This window comes from Paenibacillus sp. NPDC056579 (assembly GCF_042793215.1).
GTDB lineage: Bacteria > Bacillota > Bacilli > Paenibacillales > NBRC-103111 > Paenibacillus_S.
On record NZ_JBHTVD010000001.1, the window covers coordinates 13,795 to 35,338 of the forward strand.

The 21,544-nt window shown below is 53.5% G+C and carries 22 protein-coding genes; 15 read left to right on the forward strand and 7 right to left on the reverse strand.

The genetic code is table 11. The features are described 5' to 3' along the window. Window positions 1-293 precede the first annotated feature (293 nt). Window positions 294-1,673 (forward strand): dihydrolipoamide acetyltransferase family protein, encoded by a 1,380-nt coding sequence (locus tag ACFQ88_RS00080; RefSeq protein WP_379451257.1) that lies wholly within the window; start codon window positions 294-296, stop codon window positions 1,671-1,673. Between the two features lie 36 nt (window positions 1,674-1,709). Here the strand turns inward: ACFQ88_RS00080 and prli42 are convergent, their stop codons facing one another. Next, window positions 1,710-1,805, reverse strand: coding sequence for a stressosome-associated protein Prli42 (prli42, locus tag ACFQ88_RS00085; protein WP_239634311.1), 96 nt, complete (start codon window positions 1,803-1,805; stop codon window positions 1,710-1,712). A gap of 71 nt (window positions 1,806-1,876) precedes the next feature. Between prli42 and ACFQ88_RS00090 the strand changes: the two genes are divergently transcribed. After that, window positions 1,877-3,016, forward strand: a complete 1,140-nt coding sequence (locus ACFQ88_RS00090) for a M20/M25/M40 family metallo-hydrolase (protein WP_379451258.1) — start codon at window positions 1,877-1,879, stop codon at window positions 3,014-3,016. 170 nt (window positions 3,017-3,186) lie between these two features. Further along, window positions 3,187-4,389 carry a DUF3866 family protein gene (locus tag ACFQ88_RS00095; RefSeq protein ID WP_379451259.1) on the forward strand — a complete coding sequence of 401 codons (1,203 nt, stop codon included), beginning with the start codon at window positions 3,187-3,189 and terminating at the stop codon, window positions 4,387-4,389. Here the strand turns inward: ACFQ88_RS00095 and mciZ are convergent. Then, window positions 4,271-4,549 carry a Z-ring formation inhibitor MciZ gene (mciZ, locus tag ACFQ88_RS00100; RefSeq protein WP_379451260.1) on the reverse strand — a complete coding sequence of 93 codons (279 nt, stop codon included), beginning with the start codon at window positions 4,547-4,549 and terminating at the stop codon, window positions 4,271-4,273. The genes ACFQ88_RS00095 and mciZ overlap by 119 nt on opposite strands. A 175-nt stretch (window positions 4,550-4,724) precedes the next feature. Here mciZ and ACFQ88_RS00105 point away from each other — a divergent pair, with 175 nt between their 5' ends. From ACFQ88_RS00105 to fur, 4 genes are all read left to right on the forward strand, one after another. Continuing rightward, window positions 4,725-5,288, forward strand: a complete 564-nt coding sequence (locus tag ACFQ88_RS00105) for an NUDIX domain-containing protein (RefSeq protein ID WP_379451261.1) — start codon at window positions 4,725-4,727, stop codon at window positions 5,286-5,288. A 1-nt stretch (window position 5,289) separates the two neighbouring features. Continuing rightward, window positions 5,290-6,498, forward strand: a complete 1,209-nt coding sequence (locus ACFQ88_RS00110; RefSeq protein WP_379451262.1) for an endonuclease Q family protein — start codon at window positions 5,290-5,292, stop codon at window positions 6,496-6,498. Window positions 6,499-6,571: 73 nt separating this feature from the next. Continuing rightward, window positions 6,572-7,237: a stage II sporulation protein M gene (gene spoIIM, locus ACFQ88_RS00115; RefSeq protein WP_239634316.1), complete on the forward strand. Its 666-nt coding sequence runs from the start codon at window positions 6,572-6,574 to the stop codon at window positions 7,235-7,237. 105 nt (window positions 7,238-7,342) lie between these two features. Next, window positions 7,343-7,795, forward strand: coding sequence for a ferric iron uptake transcriptional regulator (gene fur / locus ACFQ88_RS00120; protein WP_239634317.1), 453 nt, complete (start codon window positions 7,343-7,345; stop codon window positions 7,793-7,795). 115 nt (window positions 7,796-7,910) lie between these two features. Here fur and lepB read toward each other — a convergent pair whose 3' ends face one another. Further along, window positions 7,911-8,462 (reverse strand): signal peptidase I, encoded by a 552-nt coding sequence (gene lepB, locus ACFQ88_RS00125; protein WP_239634318.1) that lies wholly within the window; start codon window positions 8,460-8,462, stop codon window positions 7,911-7,913. A gap of 197 nt (window positions 8,463-8,659) precedes the next feature. On the opposite strand from lepB, the gene ald reads away from it, so the two are divergent. The 6 genes from ald (at window position 8,660) to ACFQ88_RS00155 (ending at window position 14,277) form a co-directional block, all read left to right on the forward strand. Continuing rightward, complete coding sequence (gene ald, locus ACFQ88_RS00130; RefSeq protein ID WP_379451263.1) at window positions 8,660-9,811, forward strand: alanine dehydrogenase; 1,152 nt, start codon at window positions 8,660-8,662, stop codon at window positions 9,809-9,811. Window positions 9,812-9,858: 47 nt separating this feature from the next. Further along, entirely contained in the window at window positions 9,859-10,092 is a 234-nt protein-coding gene (locus ACFQ88_RS00135; protein WP_379451264.1) for a DUF4227 family protein, read from the forward strand. 124 nt (window positions 10,093-10,216) lie between these two features. Next, window positions 10,217-11,131, forward strand: coding sequence for a site-specific tyrosine recombinase XerD (gene xerD / locus ACFQ88_RS00140; protein WP_239634321.1), 915 nt, complete (start codon window positions 10,217-10,219; stop codon window positions 11,129-11,131). A gap of 226 nt (window positions 11,132-11,357) precedes the next feature. Further along, window positions 11,358-12,533: a phosphopentomutase gene (gene deoB, locus ACFQ88_RS00145; RefSeq protein ID WP_379451265.1), complete on the forward strand. Its 1,176-nt coding sequence runs from the start codon at window positions 11,358-11,360 to the stop codon at window positions 12,531-12,533. Window positions 12,534-12,564: 31 nt separating this feature from the next. Further along, the gene (locus ACFQ88_RS00150) at window positions 12,565-13,395 is read left to right on the forward strand and encodes a purine-nucleoside phosphorylase (protein ID WP_379451266.1); all 831 of its coding nucleotides are present in this window, start codon (window positions 12,565-12,567) and stop codon (window positions 13,393-13,395) included. Window positions 13,396-13,428: 33 nt separating this feature from the next. Continuing rightward, entirely contained in the window at window positions 13,429-14,277 is an 849-nt protein-coding gene (locus ACFQ88_RS00155) for a purine-nucleoside phosphorylase (protein WP_239634324.1), read from the forward strand. Window positions 14,278-14,395: 118 nt separating this feature from the next. Here the strand turns inward: ACFQ88_RS00155 and galU are convergent, their stop codons facing one another. Genes galU through ACFQ88_RS00175 form a run of 4 tightly spaced genes read right to left on the reverse strand, consistent with a single transcriptional unit; the run spans window position 14,396 to window position 18,941 of the window. Further along, window positions 14,396-15,316, reverse strand: a complete 921-nt coding sequence (gene galU / locus ACFQ88_RS00160; protein ID WP_379451267.1) for a UTP--glucose-1-phosphate uridylyltransferase GalU — start codon at window positions 15,314-15,316, stop codon at window positions 14,396-14,398. An 11-nt stretch (window positions 15,317-15,327) separates the two neighbouring features. Then, window positions 15,328-15,696, reverse strand: coding sequence for a GtrA family protein (locus ACFQ88_RS00165; RefSeq protein ID WP_379451268.1), 369 nt, complete (start codon window positions 15,694-15,696; stop codon window positions 15,328-15,330). Window positions 15,697-15,716: 20 nt separating this feature from the next. Continuing rightward, entirely contained in the window at window positions 15,717-16,697 is a 981-nt protein-coding gene (locus ACFQ88_RS00170) for a glycosyltransferase family 2 protein (protein ID WP_379451269.1), read from the reverse strand. 24 nt (window positions 16,698-16,721) lie between these two features. Beyond that, the gene (locus ACFQ88_RS00175) at window positions 16,722-18,941 is read right to left on the reverse strand and encodes an ArnT family glycosyltransferase (RefSeq protein WP_379451270.1); all 2,220 of its coding nucleotides are present in this window, start codon (window positions 18,939-18,941) and stop codon (window positions 16,722-16,724) included. Between the two features lie 263 nt (window positions 18,942-19,204). Between ACFQ88_RS00175 and ACFQ88_RS00180 the strand changes: the two genes are divergently transcribed. Next, the gene (locus tag ACFQ88_RS00180; protein WP_239634326.1) at window positions 19,205-19,888 is read left to right on the forward strand and encodes a response regulator transcription factor; all 684 of its coding nucleotides are present in this window, start codon (window positions 19,205-19,207) and stop codon (window positions 19,886-19,888) included. Next, entirely contained in the window at window positions 19,885-21,354 is a 1,470-nt protein-coding gene (locus ACFQ88_RS00185; RefSeq protein WP_379451271.1) for a sensor histidine kinase, read from the forward strand. Before ACFQ88_RS00180 ends, ACFQ88_RS00185 begins: the two co-directional genes overlap by 4 nt. Window positions 21,355-21,544: the final 190 nt, after the last annotated feature.

Here is a 21,544-nt window from a genome sequence, read left to right on the forward strand (position 1 = left end):
ATTCCGCCGCGAGCGGAGCGAAAGCGTTGCTGTAAAGCGAGAAAACCGCGTTACAGCAGAGGGATCCGTGCAGGCGAAGGCGCGTAACGCGGAAAAACCGCGTTACAGAGGCAATCTCCGCCGCGAGCGGAGCGAAAGCGTTGCTGTAAATCGGGAAATCCGCGTTACAGCAGAGGAGCCGCGCAAGCGAGGGCGTGTAGCGCGGAAAAATCGCGTAACAGAAACGCTCCCGCTAAAGAAACAAAAAGGCAAGTTTTGCATACCGGCAAAACTTTTTGGAGGAGGGAACGATAATGACCCGAAATACTAAGGAAACCGAAGTACCCGTGCCGCATTTGGCGGAGAGCCTCGTGTCGGCCACGATAGGCAAATGGCTCAAGCAGCCCGGCGATTACATAGAGCAATACGATGTGTTGTGCGAATTGATCACCGAAAAGGTCAATACGGAGATGCCGTCTCCCGTAGCGGGCAGGCTGACGAAGCTTTTGGCCGAGGAAGGCCAGACGGTCGCTGTAGGCGAAGCGATTTGCCTCATCGAGGAGGAGTCGGACGCAGGAGCCGCAGGCGCGCCATCCGCATCACCTCAGTCTGCGCTTCAAGCGGACAGCCAGCAGGAATCGGCGGATAACGGCATGCGAGGCCGTTATTCTCCGGCGGTGCTGAAGCTGGCGGGTGAGCATGGAATCCGCCTGGAGGATGTACCGGGCAGCGGGTTGGGCGGCCGAATTACCCGCAAAGATATTGAAGCATACGTAGCATCAGGGAAGCACAAACAAGCACCCGCTCCGACGCAAGCAGCCCCGTCGCAGACTTTTCAAGCGGCGCCGGCCGAGCGTCCGTCTGCACCGGCTGCAGCGAATCAGGATGTGTTCCTGACCAGCCCGCCGAAAGGACCTCTCCGCTCGACGGGGATTCACTTGTCCGAGAATCCGCCGCTCCCGCGCATTGAGGTGGAAGGCCAGCCACTCGAAGGACGCGGCGAATATTTGGTCGACGTCACGCCGATCCGCAGCGCGATTGCGCGCAATATGCGCCAGAGCGTTACGGAAATCCCTCACGGCTGGATGATGATCGAGGTCGATGTAACGAACATGGTGCTGCTGCGCAATAAGCTCAAGGATGAGTTCAAGCGGCAGGAGGGTGTCAATCTGACCTACTTGTCGTTCATGATGAAGGCGGTAGTCAGCGCAATCAAAGACTATCCGATCATGAACTCGGTTTGGGCGGTCGACAAAATCATCGTGAAGCGCGATATTAACATCTCGCTTGCGGTAGGTACCGAAGACTCCGTGCTGACGCCGGTAATCAAACGTGCAGACCAAAAAAACATTGCCGGCATCGCCCGGGAAATCGAAGAATTGTCCCGGAAAACAAGAGCCGGCAAGCTTTCGCTTGATGATATGCAAGGAGGAACGTTTACCGTAAACAATACGGGTTCCTTCGGATCGATCTTGACTCAACCCATTATTAACTATCCGCAAGCGGCCATTATCACCTTCGAATCGATAGTGAAACGGCCGGTCGTCATTCAAGATATGATTGCAGTCCGATCCATGGCCAATCTGTGCTTGTCCCTCGATCACCGGATATTGGACGGCGTCATTTGCGGCCGGTTCCTCCAGCGCGTCAAAGAAAATATGGAAGCATATAATCAGGAGACGAAGCTGTATTAATAAGAGAAACCGGAAGCATGCGAACGGCCCTTTAGGTTAGAGAAACATGTTGAAGGTAAATAATAACGAAGATAACACCATGCTGATGAGCATGACGTAGACTATGACTTTAAACAGCATTTTGTTACGCATCTTATTTCAACTCCTCTTCATGCAGTACGTATATTCATATTTTAACTTAAATTGTACACAGGAGGAAAGAGATGATTCAGGAAAAGCGTCTTGTCGACGAATTCATCGAGCTGGTCAAGGTGGACAGCGAAACCCGGTTTGAGCAAGAAATCAGCCAAGTATTGAAGCAAAAGTTCACCTCGCTCGGTCTAAAGGTGGAAGAGGATGACTCTGCAGCCGAAACAGGTCATGGCGCCGGCAACTTGATATGCACGCTCGCTGCGACGGCCGATGCCGACGTGGCCAAACTGTTATTCACTTCCCACATGGACACGGTCACTCCAGGCAAAGGAATCAAGCCGCAGATCGGCGAGGACGGCATCATCCGCAGCGATGGCACGACGATTCTGGGCAGTGACGACAAAGCGGGATTGGCAGCGATGCTGGAAGCTATTCGCATCCTAAAGGAACAAAACATCAAGCACGGACAAATTCAATTTGTCATCACGGCGGGAGAAGAATCCGCTCTACGCGGTTCCCGGGCGATGGATGCCAAATGGCTGGATGCGGATTTCGGCTACGCTCTCGACTCCAACGGCGAAGTCGGAGCTATTGCCGTAGCGGCGCCGACCCAAGCCAAAGTATTTATTTCCTTCACCGGGCGTTCGGCACATGCAGGCGTTAACCCTGAAGCGGGTATCAGTGCGATTACCGTGGCCAGCAAAGCGGTATCCCGGATGCCGCTTGGCCGAATCGACAGCGAAACGACGGCTAACATCGGACGGTTTGCAGGCGGCATCAGCGGAACGACGAATATTGTCGTGGATTCAGTGGAGCTCGAAGGTGAAGCCCGAAGCATCTCACAAGATAAGCTCAACAGCCAGATTGAAGCCATGCGCAAGGCTTGTTTGGAAGTAGCGAGAGAGACAGGCGCAGATGTTGATTTTAAGAGCGAGGTCTCTTATCCGGCCTATATGTACGATGAGACCGCCCCTGTAGTCAAACAGGCAATGGCTTCATTGTCCAAAGTGGGCTGCACTCCAAGAACGTTCCATACCGGCGGCGGCAGCGATGCCAACGTCTTCAACGGGCTTGGGATTCCTACCGTTAATTTGGCCGTGGGCTACCAAAATATTCATTCGACCAAGGAATCCATCGCCATAGCAGATCTGGTGAAGGTAGCGGAAGTCGTAGTACAAATCATCACCGATGTTGCATCATTACCAAAATAAAAGCAATAGCTGGAAGACGATTGTCTGCTATGGAGAAAGCTGCCTGGCAGCACAGATTACATGGACCGTCACTTGAATGTGGCGGTCTTTATTTTTACCGTCAACTCATGGAAGTGGAGAAGGAGGGCATATAATAAGAGAGCGAGTTCGCAGGGAAAGCGGGAGAGCGGATGATCGAATGGAAAATAGCTACGGTCGTACAGATCCTTTCAAGCTGCAGAGAACAAGAGCTGGAAGAAGTTCAGGTTCGTTTCACAGACGGCTCGGAGGGTGTTGCAATTCATTATGGGAACCCCGTCCTGCTGCTGGAGCCTGGGGATCGAGTGCTGTTGAATACAACCGCCGTCAGTCTCGGGTTAGGTACAGGCGGGGTACATTTCGTGCACGATGTACTGGGTCATGACGGCTATGGCGATACGGACGATTGGGATAGACGGTATCGGGAGGATGCCGAGCTAAAGAGGATGGAGACGGAGAGGACGGACAAATCTGCGGGTCATATTATGAAGCTGAGATATACCTCGCTTCAGCGTACGGTAATGGCTGTGGAGGAGCAAGCGAGTCCGTTTCACGAGCTGTTTACCGGCAAGCTGTCCCTGGAAGGAATGCCGGTTCTGGTCGGGGAGCTGCACAGCATGCTTCCCGTTGCAGCAAGCCGGCTGCAGCAGCTGAAGAACCGGCATCCGGAGGGCCGACAGCCTCGGATAGCCTATATCATGTCGGATAGTGCCGCGCTTCCGCTCGCCTTTAGTAAGCACGTAAGGCAGTTGAAGGAGCTCGGCTGGCTTGCGGGAACGATAACCTATGGGCAAGCTTACGGAGGCGATCACGAAGCGGTGAATAAATTCACAGCGCTGCTTGCTGCCAGGCATGTGCTCAGCGCCGATCTGGCGATAGCGGCTCCGGGACCCGGAAGCGTCGGCACGGGAACGCTTCTTGGATTCAGCGGGACGGAGGCAGCCGAGCTGATACATGCCGTTTCTGCTCTTAAGGGCCGCCCTGTTGTCATCCCGCGGATCAGCTTCGCCGAGCAGCGGTCGCGTCATCAAGGAATCAGTCATCATACCATGACCGTGCTTCAAGATTTAACGCTGGTCAAAGCATCGGTTCCGCTGCCCGAACTGGAAGGGGAGAAGGGCGAAATTCTGAGACATCAGATGAACGGAGCCCAGCTTGGTGTCAAGCATGACATTTCGTGGCATGAGCCCGTTACGGAGCCATTATGGCGGGAAGCTTTCTCGGAATACCCTACAGCTATTTCTTCGATGGGAAGGGGATTAAACGCGGATCCTGCGTTTTTTGCGGCGATTGGGGCTGCAGTGGATTGTGCTTGGATGTATGCGACACATAAGTGGCGTCTCCGTCGAGCATAAGCCCGCGGTTCGTGTGACCTACATGACCGGTTTGTTGAGACAGGAAGGTGAGCAGGCTAACATCGGTTGTCAGTCTTTGCTGCGCCATTTTCAAATAGCGGCGAATTTCCCATACACGGCCTACCAGGCGAATTTGCTGCTCGGATAAATAAGTTTTCATAGTCAAGTCCCTCGCTTCCGAATATATCGAACTGTTACACCCTATGCTGCCCAAGGACAAGTTATGCTATCCGAATCTATCAACATCCATTGATATGCTATAATAGATTGCAGTTCGACAGTCCAGGCTTCGGTCCGCCGGAGCTTCATATAACCAACTGGAGGAGGAACCAGACATGAGCGAGACGACAAATCAACATAAATTCGAGGAAGTGACCCTATCGACGGAGCCCATATTTCAGGGCAAAGTCATATCGCTGCAGGTAGATACGGTCAAGCTTCCGAACGGTGAGACGGCAACGAGGGAAATTGTGAAGCATCCGGGAGCTGTGGCCGTCTTGGCACTGCATAACGACCGTATGCTCGTGGTAGAACAATTCCGCAAGCCGCTCGAGAAATGCCAGATCGAAATTCCCGCAGGCAAGCTGGATCCCGGCGAAGAACCGCTCGAAGCAGCCAAAAGGGAGCTTGAGGAAGAAACAGGTTACCGAGCAGGCTCGATCCGGCATGTTTGTTCCTTCTATACTTCGCCCGGCTTCGCGAATGAAATATTGCATCTATATGTCGCCGAAAACTTAACCAAGGGCGAGACGCGCCTCGATGACGATGAATTTCTGGAATGCGAGAGCATTACGCTGGAGCAAGCATGGCAGTATATGAAAGAGCAGCGGATCAGCGACGCCAAGACAATCACTGCCTTGTATGCATGGCAAGCGTATAAGCTGACAGGGAAGTTCTAGGATGGGCTTGCAAACGGTATACGCGGATCTGCACATTCATATCGGACGGACGGAAGAAGGAAAAGCGGTGAAAATTAGCGCCGCCAACAATCTGACCTTCTATAACATTGCCAAAGAAGCGTCGCAGCGCAAGGGCATCGATATGATCGGCATCATCGACTGCCAATCCCCATCCGTACAGCGAGATATACTGCAATATTTGGATAAGGGAGAAATGGAAGAACTGCCTGACGGAGGAATCCGCTTCCAGCAGACGACGGTTATACTAGGCAGCGAGATTGAAGTGCGCGATCCCGGGATGGGGCCGGCGCATTTGCTCGCTTACATGCCGACGGTGGAATCCATGCGGCGCTTCACCGAATGGCTGGCCAAGCATATGAAAAATGTCGGGCTGAGCTCGCAGCGCATTTATGTGCCCGGAAGGGAATTGCAGCGGGAGGTGAAGGACCGGGGCGGCTTGTTCGTGCCGGCGCACATTTTCACCCCGCATAAAAGCATATACGGCAGCAGCTCCACCCAAATGGAGCACCTGCTCGATCTGGACCAGGTCGATGCGGTAGAGCTCGGTCTCAGCGCCGACTCGGAGATGGCCGGCTATATTTCGGAGCTGGACCGCTATACGTATTTGACCAACTCCGACGCGCATTCCTTGGCTAAGATCGGCCGCGAATATAACAAGCTGCAGCTCGCGGAGCCGAGCTTTGAAGAGCTGCGGCTGGCCTTGGCCCGCCGGGAAGGGCGTGCCGTCACGGCGAACTACGGCTTGAATCCCCGGCTTGGCAAGTATCACCGCACTTACTGCTCTGGCTGCGGCGAGACCGCTGATGATAAGGAGACAGCGGCGGAACGGTGCCTTCAATGCGGCAGCAAGAAAATCGTTCGCGGCGTGATGGACCGCATCTATGACATTGCAGATCGGCCGGAGGGCGAATCTTATGTACCGGACTATCGTCCGCCTTACTACTATCAGGTTCCGCTCGAGTACATCCCGGGTCTGGGCCCCAAGAGACTCGATGCGCTCCTAGCTGAATTCGGCACGGAAATGAATCTGCTTCACCGGGTGTCATATGAACAGCTGGAACGAGCGGCGGGCCAAGATATCGCCGATTATATTGTGCAAGCACGCGAGAACAAGCTGGTGCTGGAAGTCGGCGGTGGCGGCCGCTACGGCAAAGTTGCCGCGAAGTCACCTGCAGGCCTGCACGAGTAACGAGCTTTTTTTGGTCATATCTGCTAGTTACCCTTCATATGCTTGTACTAATCATGCAAGGGAGGCTGGCAGCATGAACCGAAACCGCTCGCTACAGCTGTATATGAAAGAGCATTTGTCGCTCTATGTTTTCGTAGGCATCATATTTCTTATTGGGGTCGTATTCGGGGCCGTTATGGTGAATGCCTTGTCTTTAGAGCAGAAGCAGGAAATTTCGCGCCACTTGAGCAACTTCTTCCTTTCGGTGGACCAAGGCGAGTTCACGGATGTACAATCCTCGTTCCAGCAGTCGTTCAGCCTGCATATCAAATGGATACTAATGATCTGGATATTGGGTATGTCGGTGATCGGCCTGCCGCTGATTTGGATCCTTGATTTTTTAAAAGGCGTGCTGGTAGGCTTCACGGTCGGTTATTTGGTTGGACAGCTGTCCTGGAAAGGGCTGCTGTTTGCGCTCGTTTCGGTAGCTCCGCAAAACCTGATTGTGATTCCCGCGCTCATTGTATGCAGCGTAACGGCGATGGCGTTCTCCATCCATATGGTGAAGCATCGGTTTATGCCGCGCAGGGGCGCCTTTTATGAGCCGTTCATGAAATATTCGGCCACAGTACTGCTTTCCATTGCGCTCCTTGCGGGGGCGGCTCTACTGGAAGCGTACGTTTCTCCGGTGATGATGAAGTGGGTAACACCTATGCTGGTTACATTGGGGTTTGACTTTCCAGCCGCCCTCCACCTATAATAAGGAGAAGCCCAGTAAAAGCTACGGTGTTACTTCGTCGTACCTTGACCGGGAGCAGACTTACGCAGCAGGTTTTGCTATCGCAAAACCCGTAGGGGGAGTAGCATGGAATCTCGCATTGAAAAAATCAAACAGCAGCTGCAGTCACAGGGCTACAAGCTTACTCCTCAACGGGAAGCTACAGTCCGTGTGCTGCTTGAAAACGAAGAAGACCATCTCAGCGCGGAAGACGTATTTATGCTCGTCAAAGATAAAGCTCCCGAAATCGGCTTGGCTACCGTGTACAGGACGCTTGAGCTCTTAAGCGAGCTGCATGTTGTCGAGAAGATGAACTTCGGCGATGGCGTAGCACGATACGATTTGCGAAACGACAGCACTCATCATCATCATCATCATTTAATCTGCGTGCAATGCGGTGCCGTGGATGAGATTATGGAAGATTGGCTGGGACCGCTCGAAGAACGCTTGGAGAAGGAATTCGGTTTTCAAGTTCTGGATCACCGCCTTGATTTTCAAGGCATCTGTCACCGTTGTACGGGTAAAAACAAAACTAATTAAACAAACAAAACCTTCGGCTTGCTCTACGCAAACGGAGGTTTTTTGCGTTGTTGCGGCCGTTTATCCGTTCAAAAGGGCATGAAAAAACCGGCGCCATCAGGCGGCCGGCGACATTTTATATTTTAATCCCCAAAACGTGGTCCATAGGAATGAACCCGATGTTTCGGCTGTCCTTGCTGTTATTCCGGTTATCCCCCATGACGAACAGATGGTCTGCAGGAACCGTAATTTTTTCGTTGGTCGTATAATTCATCGTTTCATTCAAATAAGGCTCATTGAGAGGCTCGCCGTTGCGATATACTTGATGGTTCTTGAATTCCAGCACATCCCCGGCTTTGCCGATGACCCGCTTCACATAGACGGTGCGGTTGTCGTCCCCGCCTGTGAACAAAGAAATCAACGGATGCTCCATAATATCGTCCAGCAGATTACGTTTGCGGTCTACCCGGCTGTCGATGATGACGATATCGCTGTAATCAGGTTCTAGGCGGAACGTGTGCGATAGTTTCGATATAAAAATCCGCTGCTGATCGTGCAGTGTCGGGTCCATGGAGTGCCCCATCACCTTGGTCGGCTGGATAATAAACACGCCAACCAGCAAGGCGAGAATAATAGCCGCTCCAATGGAGCCTGCCCAGCTTCGAATTTCGGCTCCTATTTTTTTCATATGAGTTCCCCTTCCCCAAAGAGAGTTTCTGAATAAAGTATACCATGAGGCTGCGCGAAGAGCCAAAGGTAGTTGCTTGTACAAGATTCGGCACACGGACTGTTGTTTCCGCCGCGGCTTCCGCGATTAATGCATACGTGAATAGGGGAACGTATGGGTATAGGAAAGCAGTAAGCCATTCGAAAGGAGAGGCTGTCATGGGCAAGCAGCAAGTAATAGGCGTTCCGAAGGAAATCAAAAACAATGAAAACCGTGTCGCTCTGACACCCGGCGGAGCAGGTATGCTGATTCAGCATGGGCATCAAGTGCTTGTTGAGAAGGGAGCCGGGGCGGGCAGCGGATTTGCCGACCAAGACTATGCTCAGGAAGGGGCAATCTTGCTGGACAAGGCGGAGGACGTATGGGCTCAGTCCGATATGATCATGAAGGTGAAGGAGCCGCTGCCCGAGGAATACGCGTATTTCAGAGAGCACCTGACCCTGTTTACTTACTTGCATCTTGCGGCGGAGCCTCGGTTGACCGAAGCTTTGCTCCACAGCAAAGTGACCGGCATTGCCTATGAAACGATCCAGATGCCGAACGGCAGTCTGCCTCTGCTGACGCCGATGAGCGAAGTGGCTGGACGGATGTCGGTACAGGTCGGAGCGCAATTTCTGGAAAAGTTTTATGGCGGCAGAGGCATCCTGCTTGGAGGTGTTCCAGGAGTCCCGCCGGCGGACGTCATAGTCCTCGGAGGAGGCATTGTAGGCACGAATGCGGCCAAAATGGCTCTGGGGCTGGGAGCCAACGTCGTGATTATCGACCGGAGCGCGGACCGGCTGCGGTACCTCGACGACGTGTTCCACGGGCGGATCCGTACGCTCATGTCGAATCCGTATAATATAGCAAGCGCCGTGCAAAAAGCGGATTTGCTCATAGGAGCCGTCCTCATCCCCGGAGCCAAAGCGCCGAAGCTCGTAACCGAGGATATGGTGAAGCAGATGAAGCCGGGGGCGGTTATTGTGGATGTGGCGGTAGATCAGGGCGGAACGATAGCTACCGTCGACCGGGTGACGACGCATAGCGATCCCGTTTATGAGAAGCACGGGGTGATTCATTACGCGGTCGCGAATATGCCGGGAGCGGTGCCCCGAACGTCCACGCTGGCCTTGACGAATGTGACGTTGTCCTATGCCGTCGAGCTGGCGGACAAAGGCCTGCATGCCGCCTTGAAGGTACATCCCGAGCTGAAGCCGGGAGTCAACACGTTTATGGGCCACGTGACGCATTCGGCCGTAGCCGATGCCGTCGGACGTCCATATACGGAGCTGGAACCGCTCCTCCAAGTGGCGCAGAGCGATCCATCATAATTCGATACTGCGGATCATAGTCTATCCTTAGGGAGGAGGTACAGGCTATGATCTTTTCTTTTCGCAAGCTGAAGGATCAAATGAAATTTATGGTCGTCTTCGTGGTGTTTACTTATGCTCTGTATCATTTGCTGGTTTTGGTTACGCATTGGATCGAGCCGACGCACCGGTACCGGCAGCCTGCGGGCAAAGCAGTCAAAGTATTTCAGGATCACGTGATGATAACGGACCAGGGACCGATGGGGGAACGGTTAAAATTGTTTTACTGGCTTGGGGAGTAAACAAAACAGTTTTTCATCTAGAAAGCAGGATTCTTTCCTTTCATGTTGAATTTCTTATGAATGGATCGAAACAGATGTTCCCACGGTTGGCCATCGCGGGGATGACACGGAAAGGGAAATCATCATGAAAAAGGAACTGGACTCGTTTGTACTTTTTTTGACCGACGAGCGGGGGCTTGCCAAAAACACGGTGGAATCTTACGAACGGGATATTGTCCAATATCTCGACTATTTGCCGACCCAAGGCATCGAAGTGCTTTCGGATACCAAAAAAATTCATATAACCAACTACTTGCAGCATTTGCGCCGACTCGGACGGGCAGCCGCCACCCAATCGCGAACCGTCGTTTCGATACGGGCATTTTATCAATTTCTTGTGCGCGAGCGCCTGGCTGCTCAGGATCCGACCATGCATCTGGAAATGCCCAAGCTCGAAAAGCGGCTGCCGAGCGTGCTGACGATTGCCGAGGTCGAATCGCTGCTTAACGCGCCTCCAACGGGGGTTCCGAACGGCATGCGCGATAAAGCGATGCTTGAGGTGCTCTATGCAACGGGAATCCGCGTATCGGAGCTCATCTCGCTGGATGTCGACAACGTCAATCTGGAGATGGGGTTTCTGCGCTGCGTAGGGAAAGCCTCCAAGGAGCGGATAATCCCGCTCGGCGCCATCGCCTCCGAATTTGTCGGCCATTATGTCAACACGATGAGGCCGAAGCTGCTGAAGCAGTCCAAGACGGAGACGGCCCTGTTCATCAATCATTTGGGAACAAGAATAACCCGGCAAGGGTTTTGGAAAATTATAAAAAGGTATGCGTCGGAGACGCAAATCGTAAAAGAAATAACGCCTCATACGCTGCGTCATTCCTTCGCCGCCCACTTGCTCGAAAACGGCGCGGATCTGCGGTCCGTCCAGGAAATGCTCGGCCATGCGGACATCTCGACCACACAAATTTATGTGCAGGTCGCCCGCGGCAAGATGAAGGACGTCTACGACAAGGCGCATCCGAGAGCAAAGAAGCAAATGGTTGACTTAGGCTGATACATACGCGGGCTGCCCTCGAGTTGAATGTTCTGAAAACCACAGCAGCTGGAGGAAGGTACCCCAACTGGATGCCGTTACCGCTTTTTCCATATCGAGGGTTTCTCGACAAGCTCAGCCGGCCGCTGGCCGGCTTTTTTTCCGTATGGCAGGACGCAGCGTTTTGCAAACAGGCACAGGTTTTGCGATAATAGCAAAAGATGGATAAGAATAGGAGGGGCTCCGCTTGAAGTTCCAACGTATATGTTTGATTGTTCTTGACAGCGTGGGGATAGGAGAGCTGCCTGACGCACCGTCGTTCGGCGATTCCGGCTCCCATACGCTCGGACATATTGCCGAGAGAAACGCGGACTTCTCGCTGCCGCATATGCAGCAGTACGGTCTTGGCAATATAGCGCCGCTGAAGCGGGTTGAGCCTGCCGATAGACCGCTCGCAAGCTATGGGAAAATGGCGGAGGTGTCGGTCGGCAAAGACACGATGACAGGCCATTGGGAAATTATGGGCTTGAAGGTCGAAATCCCGTTCAACGTCTTTCCCGACGGATTTCCGGCTGAATTGATCGAACGATTCGAGAAGGAAACGGGCCGCAAGGTCATCGGAAATAAACCGGCCTCGGGCACGGAAATATTAGATGAGCTGGGCGAAGAGCAGATGAAGACAGGAGCATGGATCGTCTATACATCCGCGGACAGTGTGTTCCAGCTTGCAGCTCATGAAGAGATCATCCCGCTCGAGGAGCTGTACCGAGCTTGCGAGATCGCAAGAAAGCTGACGCTGGAGGACCCTTATGCGGTGGGGCGCGTCATCGCCCGTCCTTATGTTGGCAAGCCGGGAGAGTTCAAGCGGACGCCGAACCGGCACGATTATGCCGTGAAGCCTCCGCAGCCGACGGTGATGAACCATCTGAAGGATGCCGGGCTGGACTGCATCGCTATCGGCAAGATCAACGATATTTACTCCGGGGAAGGCGTCACGGAAGCACGCCCGACCAAGAGCAACCTGGACGGGATCCAGGCTACGATCGAGCATATGCAAAAGCCGTTTCACGGGCTTGTATTTACGAATCTCGTCGATTTCGATTCGCTGTACGGCCATCGTCGCGATCCTGCAGGCTACGCCAAAGCATTGGAGGAATTCGATGCATGGCTTCCTAAGCTGCAGCAATGTCTCGGACCTGACGATTTGCTCATATTAACCGCCGACCACGGGAATGATCCGATTCATCACGGAACGGACCATACGAGGGAATATGTACCGCTGCTCGTGTACAGTCCTGCTCTTCCATCGCCGGTCAATCTCGGCGTACGCAGCACGTTTGCCGATGTCGGAGCGACCATCGCCGATAACTTCGGCGTGGCATCGACCGGCAACGGGACAAGCTTTTTGCACGAGCTATCCTAAGCTTAACCAACATATAGGGAGGGTTTAATCCATGGGAGACAAAACTTTGCTTAACAAAATCCAAGAGGCCGCCGATTACATCCGCAGCAAGTATGCCGAAGCACCTTCGATCGGCCTGATTCTTGGCTCCGGGCTTGGCGTTATTGCGGACTTGGTGGAGAACGCCACGGTGATCCAATACGATCAGATTCCGCATTTTCCGGTCTCTACCGTGGAAGGTCACGCAGGCGAATTGCTGCTCGGAACGATTCAAGGCAAACACGTGCTTCTGATGAAGGGCCGCTTCCATATGTACGAAGGCTACGGAGTGGAGGTCGTTTCGTTCCCGGTTCGCGTAATGAAGGAGCTGGGTGTCAAGACGCTGCTCGTTACAAACGCGGCGGGCGGTATCAATACGTCATATGAAGTCGGCGACCTGATGCTGATTAAGGACCATATCAACTTTACTTTCCGCAATCCTTTGATCGGACCGAACTTGAGCGAGCTGGGCGTCCGCTTCCCCGATATGTCCGAAGCGTACAGCCGCGCATTGCGCCAAACGGCCAAGAAAGTGGCGGAAGAGCAGGGAGTCAAGCTGCAGGAGGGTGTGTACATCGGACTGCTCGGGCCTACCTATGAAACTCCTGCGGAAATCCGGATGATGCGAACGCTAGGGGCTGACGCCGTAGGGATGTCCACTGTGGCGGAGGTCATAGTCGCCCGCCATGCCGGCATTGAGGTGTTGGGCTTCTCCTGCATCAGCAACATGGCCGCAGGCATTTTGGATCAGCCGCTATCCCACGAAGAAGTAATGGAAACGACCGAGCGCGTGAAGCCCAAATTCCTTAAGCTGATTTTGGGCATCGTTGGACAATTGAGCTAAAAGGGTCGTCAGGACGAAAGGAGCACGGCTGTTTTGGACAAAACCTATACGCAGCAAATAGAAGAAGCGGCTAGCTGGATTCAGGAGCGGCTTCAAGGGAAACGCCCGCAGATCGGCCTCATCCTGGGCTCGGGCCTCGGAGATTTGGCGGAACAGGTTACGGAAGCATTGACCATTGCTTACGACCAAATCCCGCATTTTCCCGTATCAACGGTAGAAGGACATGCAGGCCAATTCGTTATCGGCTCGCTGGAAGGCAAGCAGGTTATGGTTATGCAAGGCCGGTTTCATTATTATGAAGGCTACTCGATGAAAAAAGTCGTGTTCCCGGTCTATGTCATGAAGAAGCTGGGAGTTCAGTCGCTGGTCATTACCAATGCAGCCGGGGGCATGAACCGCTCCTTCCGGGCAGGAGATTTGATGCTGATTTCGGATCATCTCAACATGACCGGAGACAATCCTCTGATCGGTAAGAACGATCCGGCTCTCGGACTGAGATTCCCCGATATGTCGGAGGCGTACAATCGGGAGTACCGCGCTCTGGCGAAGTCCATCGGGCAGCGGATGCAGGGCGAGGGCAAGCAAATCCGCCTTCAGGAAGGCGTCTACAGCGGCATCAGCGGGCCGAACTATTTGCCGCCGGCCGAGCTTACGATGCTGGCTAACCTGGGCGGCGACGCCATCGGCATGTCGACGGTCGGCGAGGTGATCGCAGCCCGTCATACAGGGCTTAAGGTGCTCGGCATTTCGTGCATTACGGATATGGCGATCGGCGAGGAGCTGGAGCCGTTGTCTCACGAGCAGGTAATGGAAGTGGCGAACCGGACGAAGCCGATGTTTATCGAGCTGGTCAAATCGTTTGTTCGCGAAGTGAACGTGTAACCCCCAGTAACCCCCATGGCCGGTCTTTACCGTTATGGAGCCCAAGCTCGTGATAGTGGTTATCACTACGAGCTTAAGACGTGCTCCATGTAACTGTAAGCCGGCCGTTCTTTTTTGCTCAACATATTTCTACCGAATCATGGCCATACGCGAACTGCAGCTCCGTCTCCCGATCGACCAATTGCTTTAAATACCCTAGCAGCTGGGGCCGCAGCTCCTCTCTTCGCAATCCGATCTCCATAATCGCCTTCATATAGCCGAGCTTATCACCGATATCGTAACGATCCGCATCGAGCTGCAGCGCCAGCAGCTTCTCTTGCTTTCCGGCTTCACGAAGCGCATCCGTCAGCTGGTACTCATTGCCGGACCCTCGGTCAATCCGCTCAAGAATCGGAAAGATCGACGGCTTCAAGATATAACGTCCCATAATCGCAATTTGTGACGGAGCATTCCGGATATCGGGCTTTTCCACCAGATCGTCTACCTCGTACAAAGTATTCCCAAGCGGTCGGTTGGAAGGAGCGATAATCCCGTACTTCTTAACGTCCTCCAGTTCAACCGGCTGAACTCCGATAACCGGGCTATCGTACGCCGAATACACGTCGATCATTTGCTGCAGCGCCGGAGCTTCCGAAACCATAATATCGTCACCCAGCATAACGGCGAACGGCTCGTCACCGATAAATTGCTGAGCGCACAAGATTGCATGACCGAGACCTAACGGCTCCTTTTGCCGGATATAATGGATGGCCGCCATATCGGTTATGCACTGCACCTCCTTCAGCAAGTCCAGCTTTCCTTTCTCCGCCAGCGTTTGCTCCAGCTCGAACGATTTATCGAAATGGTCCTCGATCGATTTCTTGTTTCTTCCCGTCACGATAATGATACTTTCAATGCCGGACTGTACCGCTTCTTCGACAATGTATTGAATGGCCGGCTTATCTACAATCGGCAGCATTTCTTTAGGCTGCGCCTTCGTAGCGGGCAGGAAGCGGGTACCTAATCCCGCTGCGGGAATGACTGCTTTTCTAATTTTCATCCTGTTCACTCCTAATCTTGGGATAATCGGAACACCCACCATCGGCTTCCGGTAAAATTAATCAGTGCTCCCGCCATAGCGGAAGCGAGCTTGCTGACAAGCAAAGGCAGTCCAGCTTGCGTATAAAGGATGGATAACACCCAGGAGGTAAAAAGCAGCACGACGCCGTTCAACACCAGAAACTTCACGAATTCACGGTGATCGGCTTTGCCTTGCTGCTGGAACGTCCACGACCGGTTACATGCATAGCTGTTGATGACTCCGCAGAAAAAAGCTATCCCCTGCGCCAGCAGGTAATGAATCGAAATGGAAGTGAGAGCGGCGAATACGGCGATATCGATACCGGAATTGAGCGAGCCGATAATGCTGAATCTGATCAATTTCGAAAAGTGCCCCTTATTCATCGGTTTTCCCCGCCATGGATCTCCCGTTTCGGCAATGATTTATCGATCCCATAGCTTTGCCGGACGATGTAGAGCGGCCGGCCCTTCGTTTCGTCATAAATCCTGCCGATATATTCGCCGACGATACCGAGCATGATGAGGATAAAGCCGTTGAACAAGAGCTGGATGATCGTAAGGGATGTCCAGCCCGGAATGGTGGCCTCCGTAAATAGCCGGGCGTACAAAACGAACAGCATATAGATGAATCCTGATACGGAGAGCGTAAAACCCAGATAGCTCGCCAATTTCAACGGCTTGTAGGAAAAGGACGTTAAGCCGTCCAGGCTTAGCTTCAGCATTTTTTTGAACGGGTAGTGCGTTTCTCCTGCGTGCCGTTCGTCCCGCTCATATTCGATAGCCGTTTGCCGGAAGCCTACCCAGCTGACCAATCCGCGCACGAAGCGGTTGTTCTCGGGAATACGGCTCATTTCGTCGCATACCTTGCGGTCCAGTAAGCGAAAATCTCCGGTATCGACAGGGATGGAGATATCCGTTGATGCATGCAGAAGCCGGTAGAAGAGGCGGGCCGTTTGCTTTTTGAAAAAGGATTCGCCCTTGCGCTTCGTCCGCTTGGCGTAGACGACGTCATAGCCTTCCTTCCATTTGGAAATCATATCCGAAATGAGCTCTGGCGGATCCTGCAGATCCGCATCGATGACAATGACGGCATCTCCCGAGGCGTAATCCATACCTGCTGTAATGGCGATTTGATGGCCGAAGTTCCGGGAGAAATCGATCAGCTTTACCGTCGAATCCCATCGGCTGTACTCCTGCAGGATGTCGGCAGTTGCATCGCGGCTGCCGTCATTGACGAACAGCAGCTCGTAGGATTGCTGCGTCCGCTCCATCACGGCCTTCAAGCGGCGGTACGTTTCATGGATGACGGCTTCCTCATTGAAGACCGGAATGACAACGGAATAGCGTATAGTTTCACTCATTCGAGAGCTCCTCCTTTCGTTGGGCTACTGCTTGATTTCATATAATGTCAAATTGCCGTCTCGGCCTCCCATAGGTCGATTGTTCGAAGAGGCTGCTGAATCATCCGCCGACTTCCATTCGGAAGCAGGCACTTCGACGCTGTTATCTCGAATCCACTGCTGCACCTCCGAGCTGCCGCCCGGTCCACCGGGACCGCCGCCGAATCCTCCGCCGGAGGAGAGAAGGAAATATTTCACTTGCTTGTCAGCGACAAGCTGCTTCAGCTTGTCGACGGTCAGGATCGGGTCGGAGCCGCTGAAGCCTCCCATAGCCATCACGGCTTTGCCCGTTTCGATAATGTAAGGCGCCGCCGTTGTCGAGCTGGACGTGGCGAACAAATAGGTTTCTCCTGTGTTATGGCTTGTTAAATAGTCGATCAGCTCGTCATTCACCTGGTTTTCGCCAGACATGCCTCCTGGCTGCATACCACCGCCAGGCTGCATGCCGCCGCCCCGGCCAAAGCCGGCCGATTGAGGTCCTGCTTGAGGCAGCATGCTGTTCTGCCCGTACAGGATCGGGGTCGCCGTCCAATACAACGGGGCTGCCAGCAGGGCGACGATGGCCGCATGAGCAATATAGCGGGTGAACGGCTTCCCTGCTGCTCTAAAGGCGGCAAGCGCTATGGCTGCGGCCAATCCCGCCGCTCCGACCCCATACAGCCAGGCTGCGCTAATGGCGTCTTTGTTTTGATATAGCACTGCCACCTCGAAAGCAGTGGTAGCCAGAACAGACACAGGCAGAAGCCATGACGTCCAGCCGGTGCGGTCCTTGTACTGCTTCCAGAGAGTCATTGAGCCTGCTCCCGCCAAAGCGGCGATAGGAGGGGCTAGCATAATCAAATAATATTGATGGAAAAACCCGGCGATGGAGAAAAAGATCATTCCCGGCACAAGCCAAGCCAGCCAGAATAAGGCTTCCTTATGCCGCGGCGTCAGCTTGCTTCCTCTGCGCCAGCGCAAGTCCGCGAACAAGCCGACGGCTGCGAAGGCGATCAGCGGGAGCAGCCAGCTGGCTTGCCCGGACAAGCCGGATTGGAACAGCCTTAGCGGTCCGGGGCTGCCGGTGCCGAACATGCCGCCTCCGCCTCCGCCGGGTCCGCCGCCCATAGGGCCGCCGTCGCGGCCTCCTTGGAAATCCGGCATGGAGCCGGGATTTCCGTCCATGCCGGGCGGCATGCCGTCGGCTCCGCTGCGCGGGGCGGATGTGCCGCCGCCGCTCGCCGGCATTTGCCCTTGAGCAGATGCGTTAGCGCGTGCATCGCCTCCCTGCGGCTGCCCAGTGTCCGGCGAGCCGGATCCGGCCTGCGTCTGCGCGCTATCCATAGCGCCGTCTTGAGCGCGGCCGTTCGCTCCTTGCGGACGGACCATGTCTTGTCGGTTCGCATCGTTAGACGCTCTGCCGCCATCGCCGCGGTTTTGTCCTGTCAGCCTTTGAATGCCGTTATATCCGAACATCAGCTCCATGACGGAGTTGGTTTGGCTGCTTCCAATGTAAGGACGCTGATCTTTGGGGACGGAATCGGCAATCAGCGCCCAGGACATGGACACAATAAGCAGCAAAGCCGTACCACCAGCCATGATGCCGAGCTTCTTTTTCCAATTCGCATGAAAGGCGAGCAAATAGAACAATCCGAAGGCAGGCAGGACCATGTAGGCCTGCAGCATTTTCATATTGAATCCGATACCGATCATAGCCATCGCTCCGAAGATCCAGAGCGGCTTCTGCCGTTGTATTGCTCGGAACAGCATCCAGGCGGCGACCAGCAGAGTGAATACGAGCAAGCTGTCCACATTGTTCGTTCTGGCAACGGCGGTAAGCACCGGCGTACAAGCCGTCGCGAGCGCTCCGAGGCGCGCGGCGCCGATTCCGAACGACGGCTTTAGCAGAACGTAGATCAGCAGAACGGAGCCGATGCCTGCCAAAGCTTGCGGTAAAATAACGCTCCATCCATGCATCCCGAACACCGCGGCGCTGGCCGTTTGCACCCAGAAGGTGACCGGCGGCTTATCCACCGTGACATACCCGGCCGGGTCGAAGGAGGCGTAGAAGAAATTATGAAAGCTTTGCAGCATGCTGGTTACAGCTGCCGTGTAATAGGCGTTAACGTAGGTTTCTTTCCAAATTTCAAATAGATTCAAAAAAGCGGATAATAAGGCTATGCCGACGAGCGCCATATCCACCTTTCGATTTCGCATCAGTCTCATCCGGTTACACTCCCATAACGCAATTTGGTTTGAATCGTTGTGTGATGGTTTCATTATGGGAGATCCAACTGAATTGAACTTGAGTATGAACTGAATATTTGCTGAGTGGCAGAGCACCCCGCTGGAGCTGCATGCGCGGCGGTTCGTTTAAGGTTTTTTTCAGCTTGTGTTCAGCTTCCGTTCAGACATGATTCAGTTGACGATCAGATAATAAAGATGCACATGAGAGAAAATGGTGTACAATGTGATATGAGGTGAATGGAATGAATCAACTAAAAGGGATCAAAATTTTACTCGTAGACGACGAGCCGAATATATTGCAATTTTTAGAGCTGGGCTTGCGCAATGAAGGCTTTGAAATTGAAACGGCGCAGGATGGATTCGCAGCCATAACCTCGGCCAGACAATTTCAGCCTCATATTGTCATTCTCGATGTCATGATGCCGGGAATGGACGGCTTTGAGGTGTGCCGGATGCTCAAGAAAACCGGCAATATTGCCGTCATTATGCTCACGGCCAAGGAAGAAGTGGAGGATCGGGTGAAAGGTTTGACACTCGGGGCCGACGATTATATGGTCAAGCCGTTCAGCTTCGAGGAGCTGCTCGCCCGCATTCATGCAAGAATACGCAATCACTTTCCAAACCTTCTGGGAGAAGTCAGCATCGGACCGTTCCGCATCGATGACCGCCGTAAGGAAATCAGCTACGATAACCGCGTTCTGGAGCTGTCGCCGACGGAATATGAGCTGCTCTCGTTTCTTGTGATCAATCATGGGCTTGTGCTGAGCAAAAGTAAAATTTTGGATAAAGTATGGGGCTACGATTTCGGCGGGGAAGAGAACATCGTAGAGGTATACATCCGGTCCTTGAGGGATAAATTGCAGGACAAGGAGCATAAGCTGATCCGCACCTTACGGGGCGCAGGCTATCGGGTTGATCTGACATGAAAGGGCAGCGTCTCAATAACATGGTGAGATTCCTATGGCCAAGATCGCTGCGATACCAGCTGTTGTCCCGCTCCTTGCTGATTTTGGCCGGACTGCTGCTTCTTACCGGGATCTTGCAGTACGTCTACATGAAGCAGTTCATTTATAAGAATAAAGCGGAGTCGATCCAAAACCAGATCATGACGATTCCGCGGGAAGTCTGGCCGAATCTGGCCAATTCCAACATCATTCGCAAAGATCCTCCGATGCGCGGGCTGCTGTTTTCGCCGGATTCATCGGTCGCTTTTATCAATCCGGAGGGCGAATTCAACATTATCGTGGAGCCGCCGGACAACGCTTTGACCGTTCAGCTGCCTGCGGGCGAGTATATGGAGGCTATGCGCAAAAAGCCGGGAATGCATTACCGGATCGTTACGGTCAATGGAACCGAGCAGCTCGTTGTTCTTCATACGATTGTGAATAAAGCGAAAAACGTAGCCGGCCTGGTCCAGGTCAGCATCGGTACGGCACCTTTGAAGGAGGTGCTATGGGGACAACTGCTCACTTTCATCGCGGTCGCTTTGATCGCCTTGATTTTCGGTTTATTAACGTTTTTGCCCGTATTGAAACGGACGCTGATCCCATTATCCAAAATGGTCGGGACCATGGAGAAGATCGATGCGGGGAATTTGGACGAACGGCTGCCGGATCATCAAAATCAGCTGGAAATAGACCGTCTGTCCATTTCCTTTAACCGGATGCTGGAGAGGCTGGAAGCTTCCTTTGAAGCGGAAAAAGAAGCGAAGGAGCGAATGAGGCGCTTTATTGCCGATGCTTCCCATGAGCTTCGTACCCCGCTTACATCCATTCACGGCTTTCTGGAAATTTTGCTGCGCGGAGCGGCCAATCAGCCGGACCAGCTGCACAAAGCGTTGACGAGTATGTATTCGGAGTCGGGGCGGATCAACAAGCTCGTGCAGGATTTACTGCTGCTGGCCAAGCTGGACCGGACCCCGGTGACGGAAATGCAGGAGGGGCTGCTGGATGAAGTGGTTCACAGCATGGAGCCTCAGCTGAAGCTGATGGCGGGAGACCGAAGCGTAAGCTTCTCCCTGGCGCCGAGCACGAAGTGCATGTTTGATCAGGATAAAATGAAGCAGGTCGTCTTGAATTTGTTTCATAATGCCGTCCAGCATACGAATCCGGTGTCCGGCCATATTGAAATCATCGTGCAGAATGTATCCGGAGGGGTTGAGCTGACGGTGAAGGACAATGGGTCCGGAATCCCCAAGGAGCATCTGCCTCACTTGTTCGACCGGTTTTACCGCATCGATACATCTCGTGCGCGCAAGCACGGCGGGGCGGGATTGGGATTGTCCATTACGAAGTCAATTGCGGATATTCACAGAGGGAAGCTGACGGTGGAAAGCGCGGAAGGGCAGGGAAGCGCTTTTCGCCTCTGGATTCCGTGCCGGCAGAGCGCGTGAAAGAAAAGACTGCCGCCTAGTAAGCTTTGAAAGGGCTTATAGGCGTTCAGTCTTTTTTGCATATGCGGAAATACAATCGGGTCTCCCCGCAAAGGAGGTCTGTTCTGTTTGAACATCCAACCTTTACATTATGGGGTTGGTTGTTTTGCTTATGCCGTTAGCGTTTATTGGACTTTTTGGCGCCTTTATC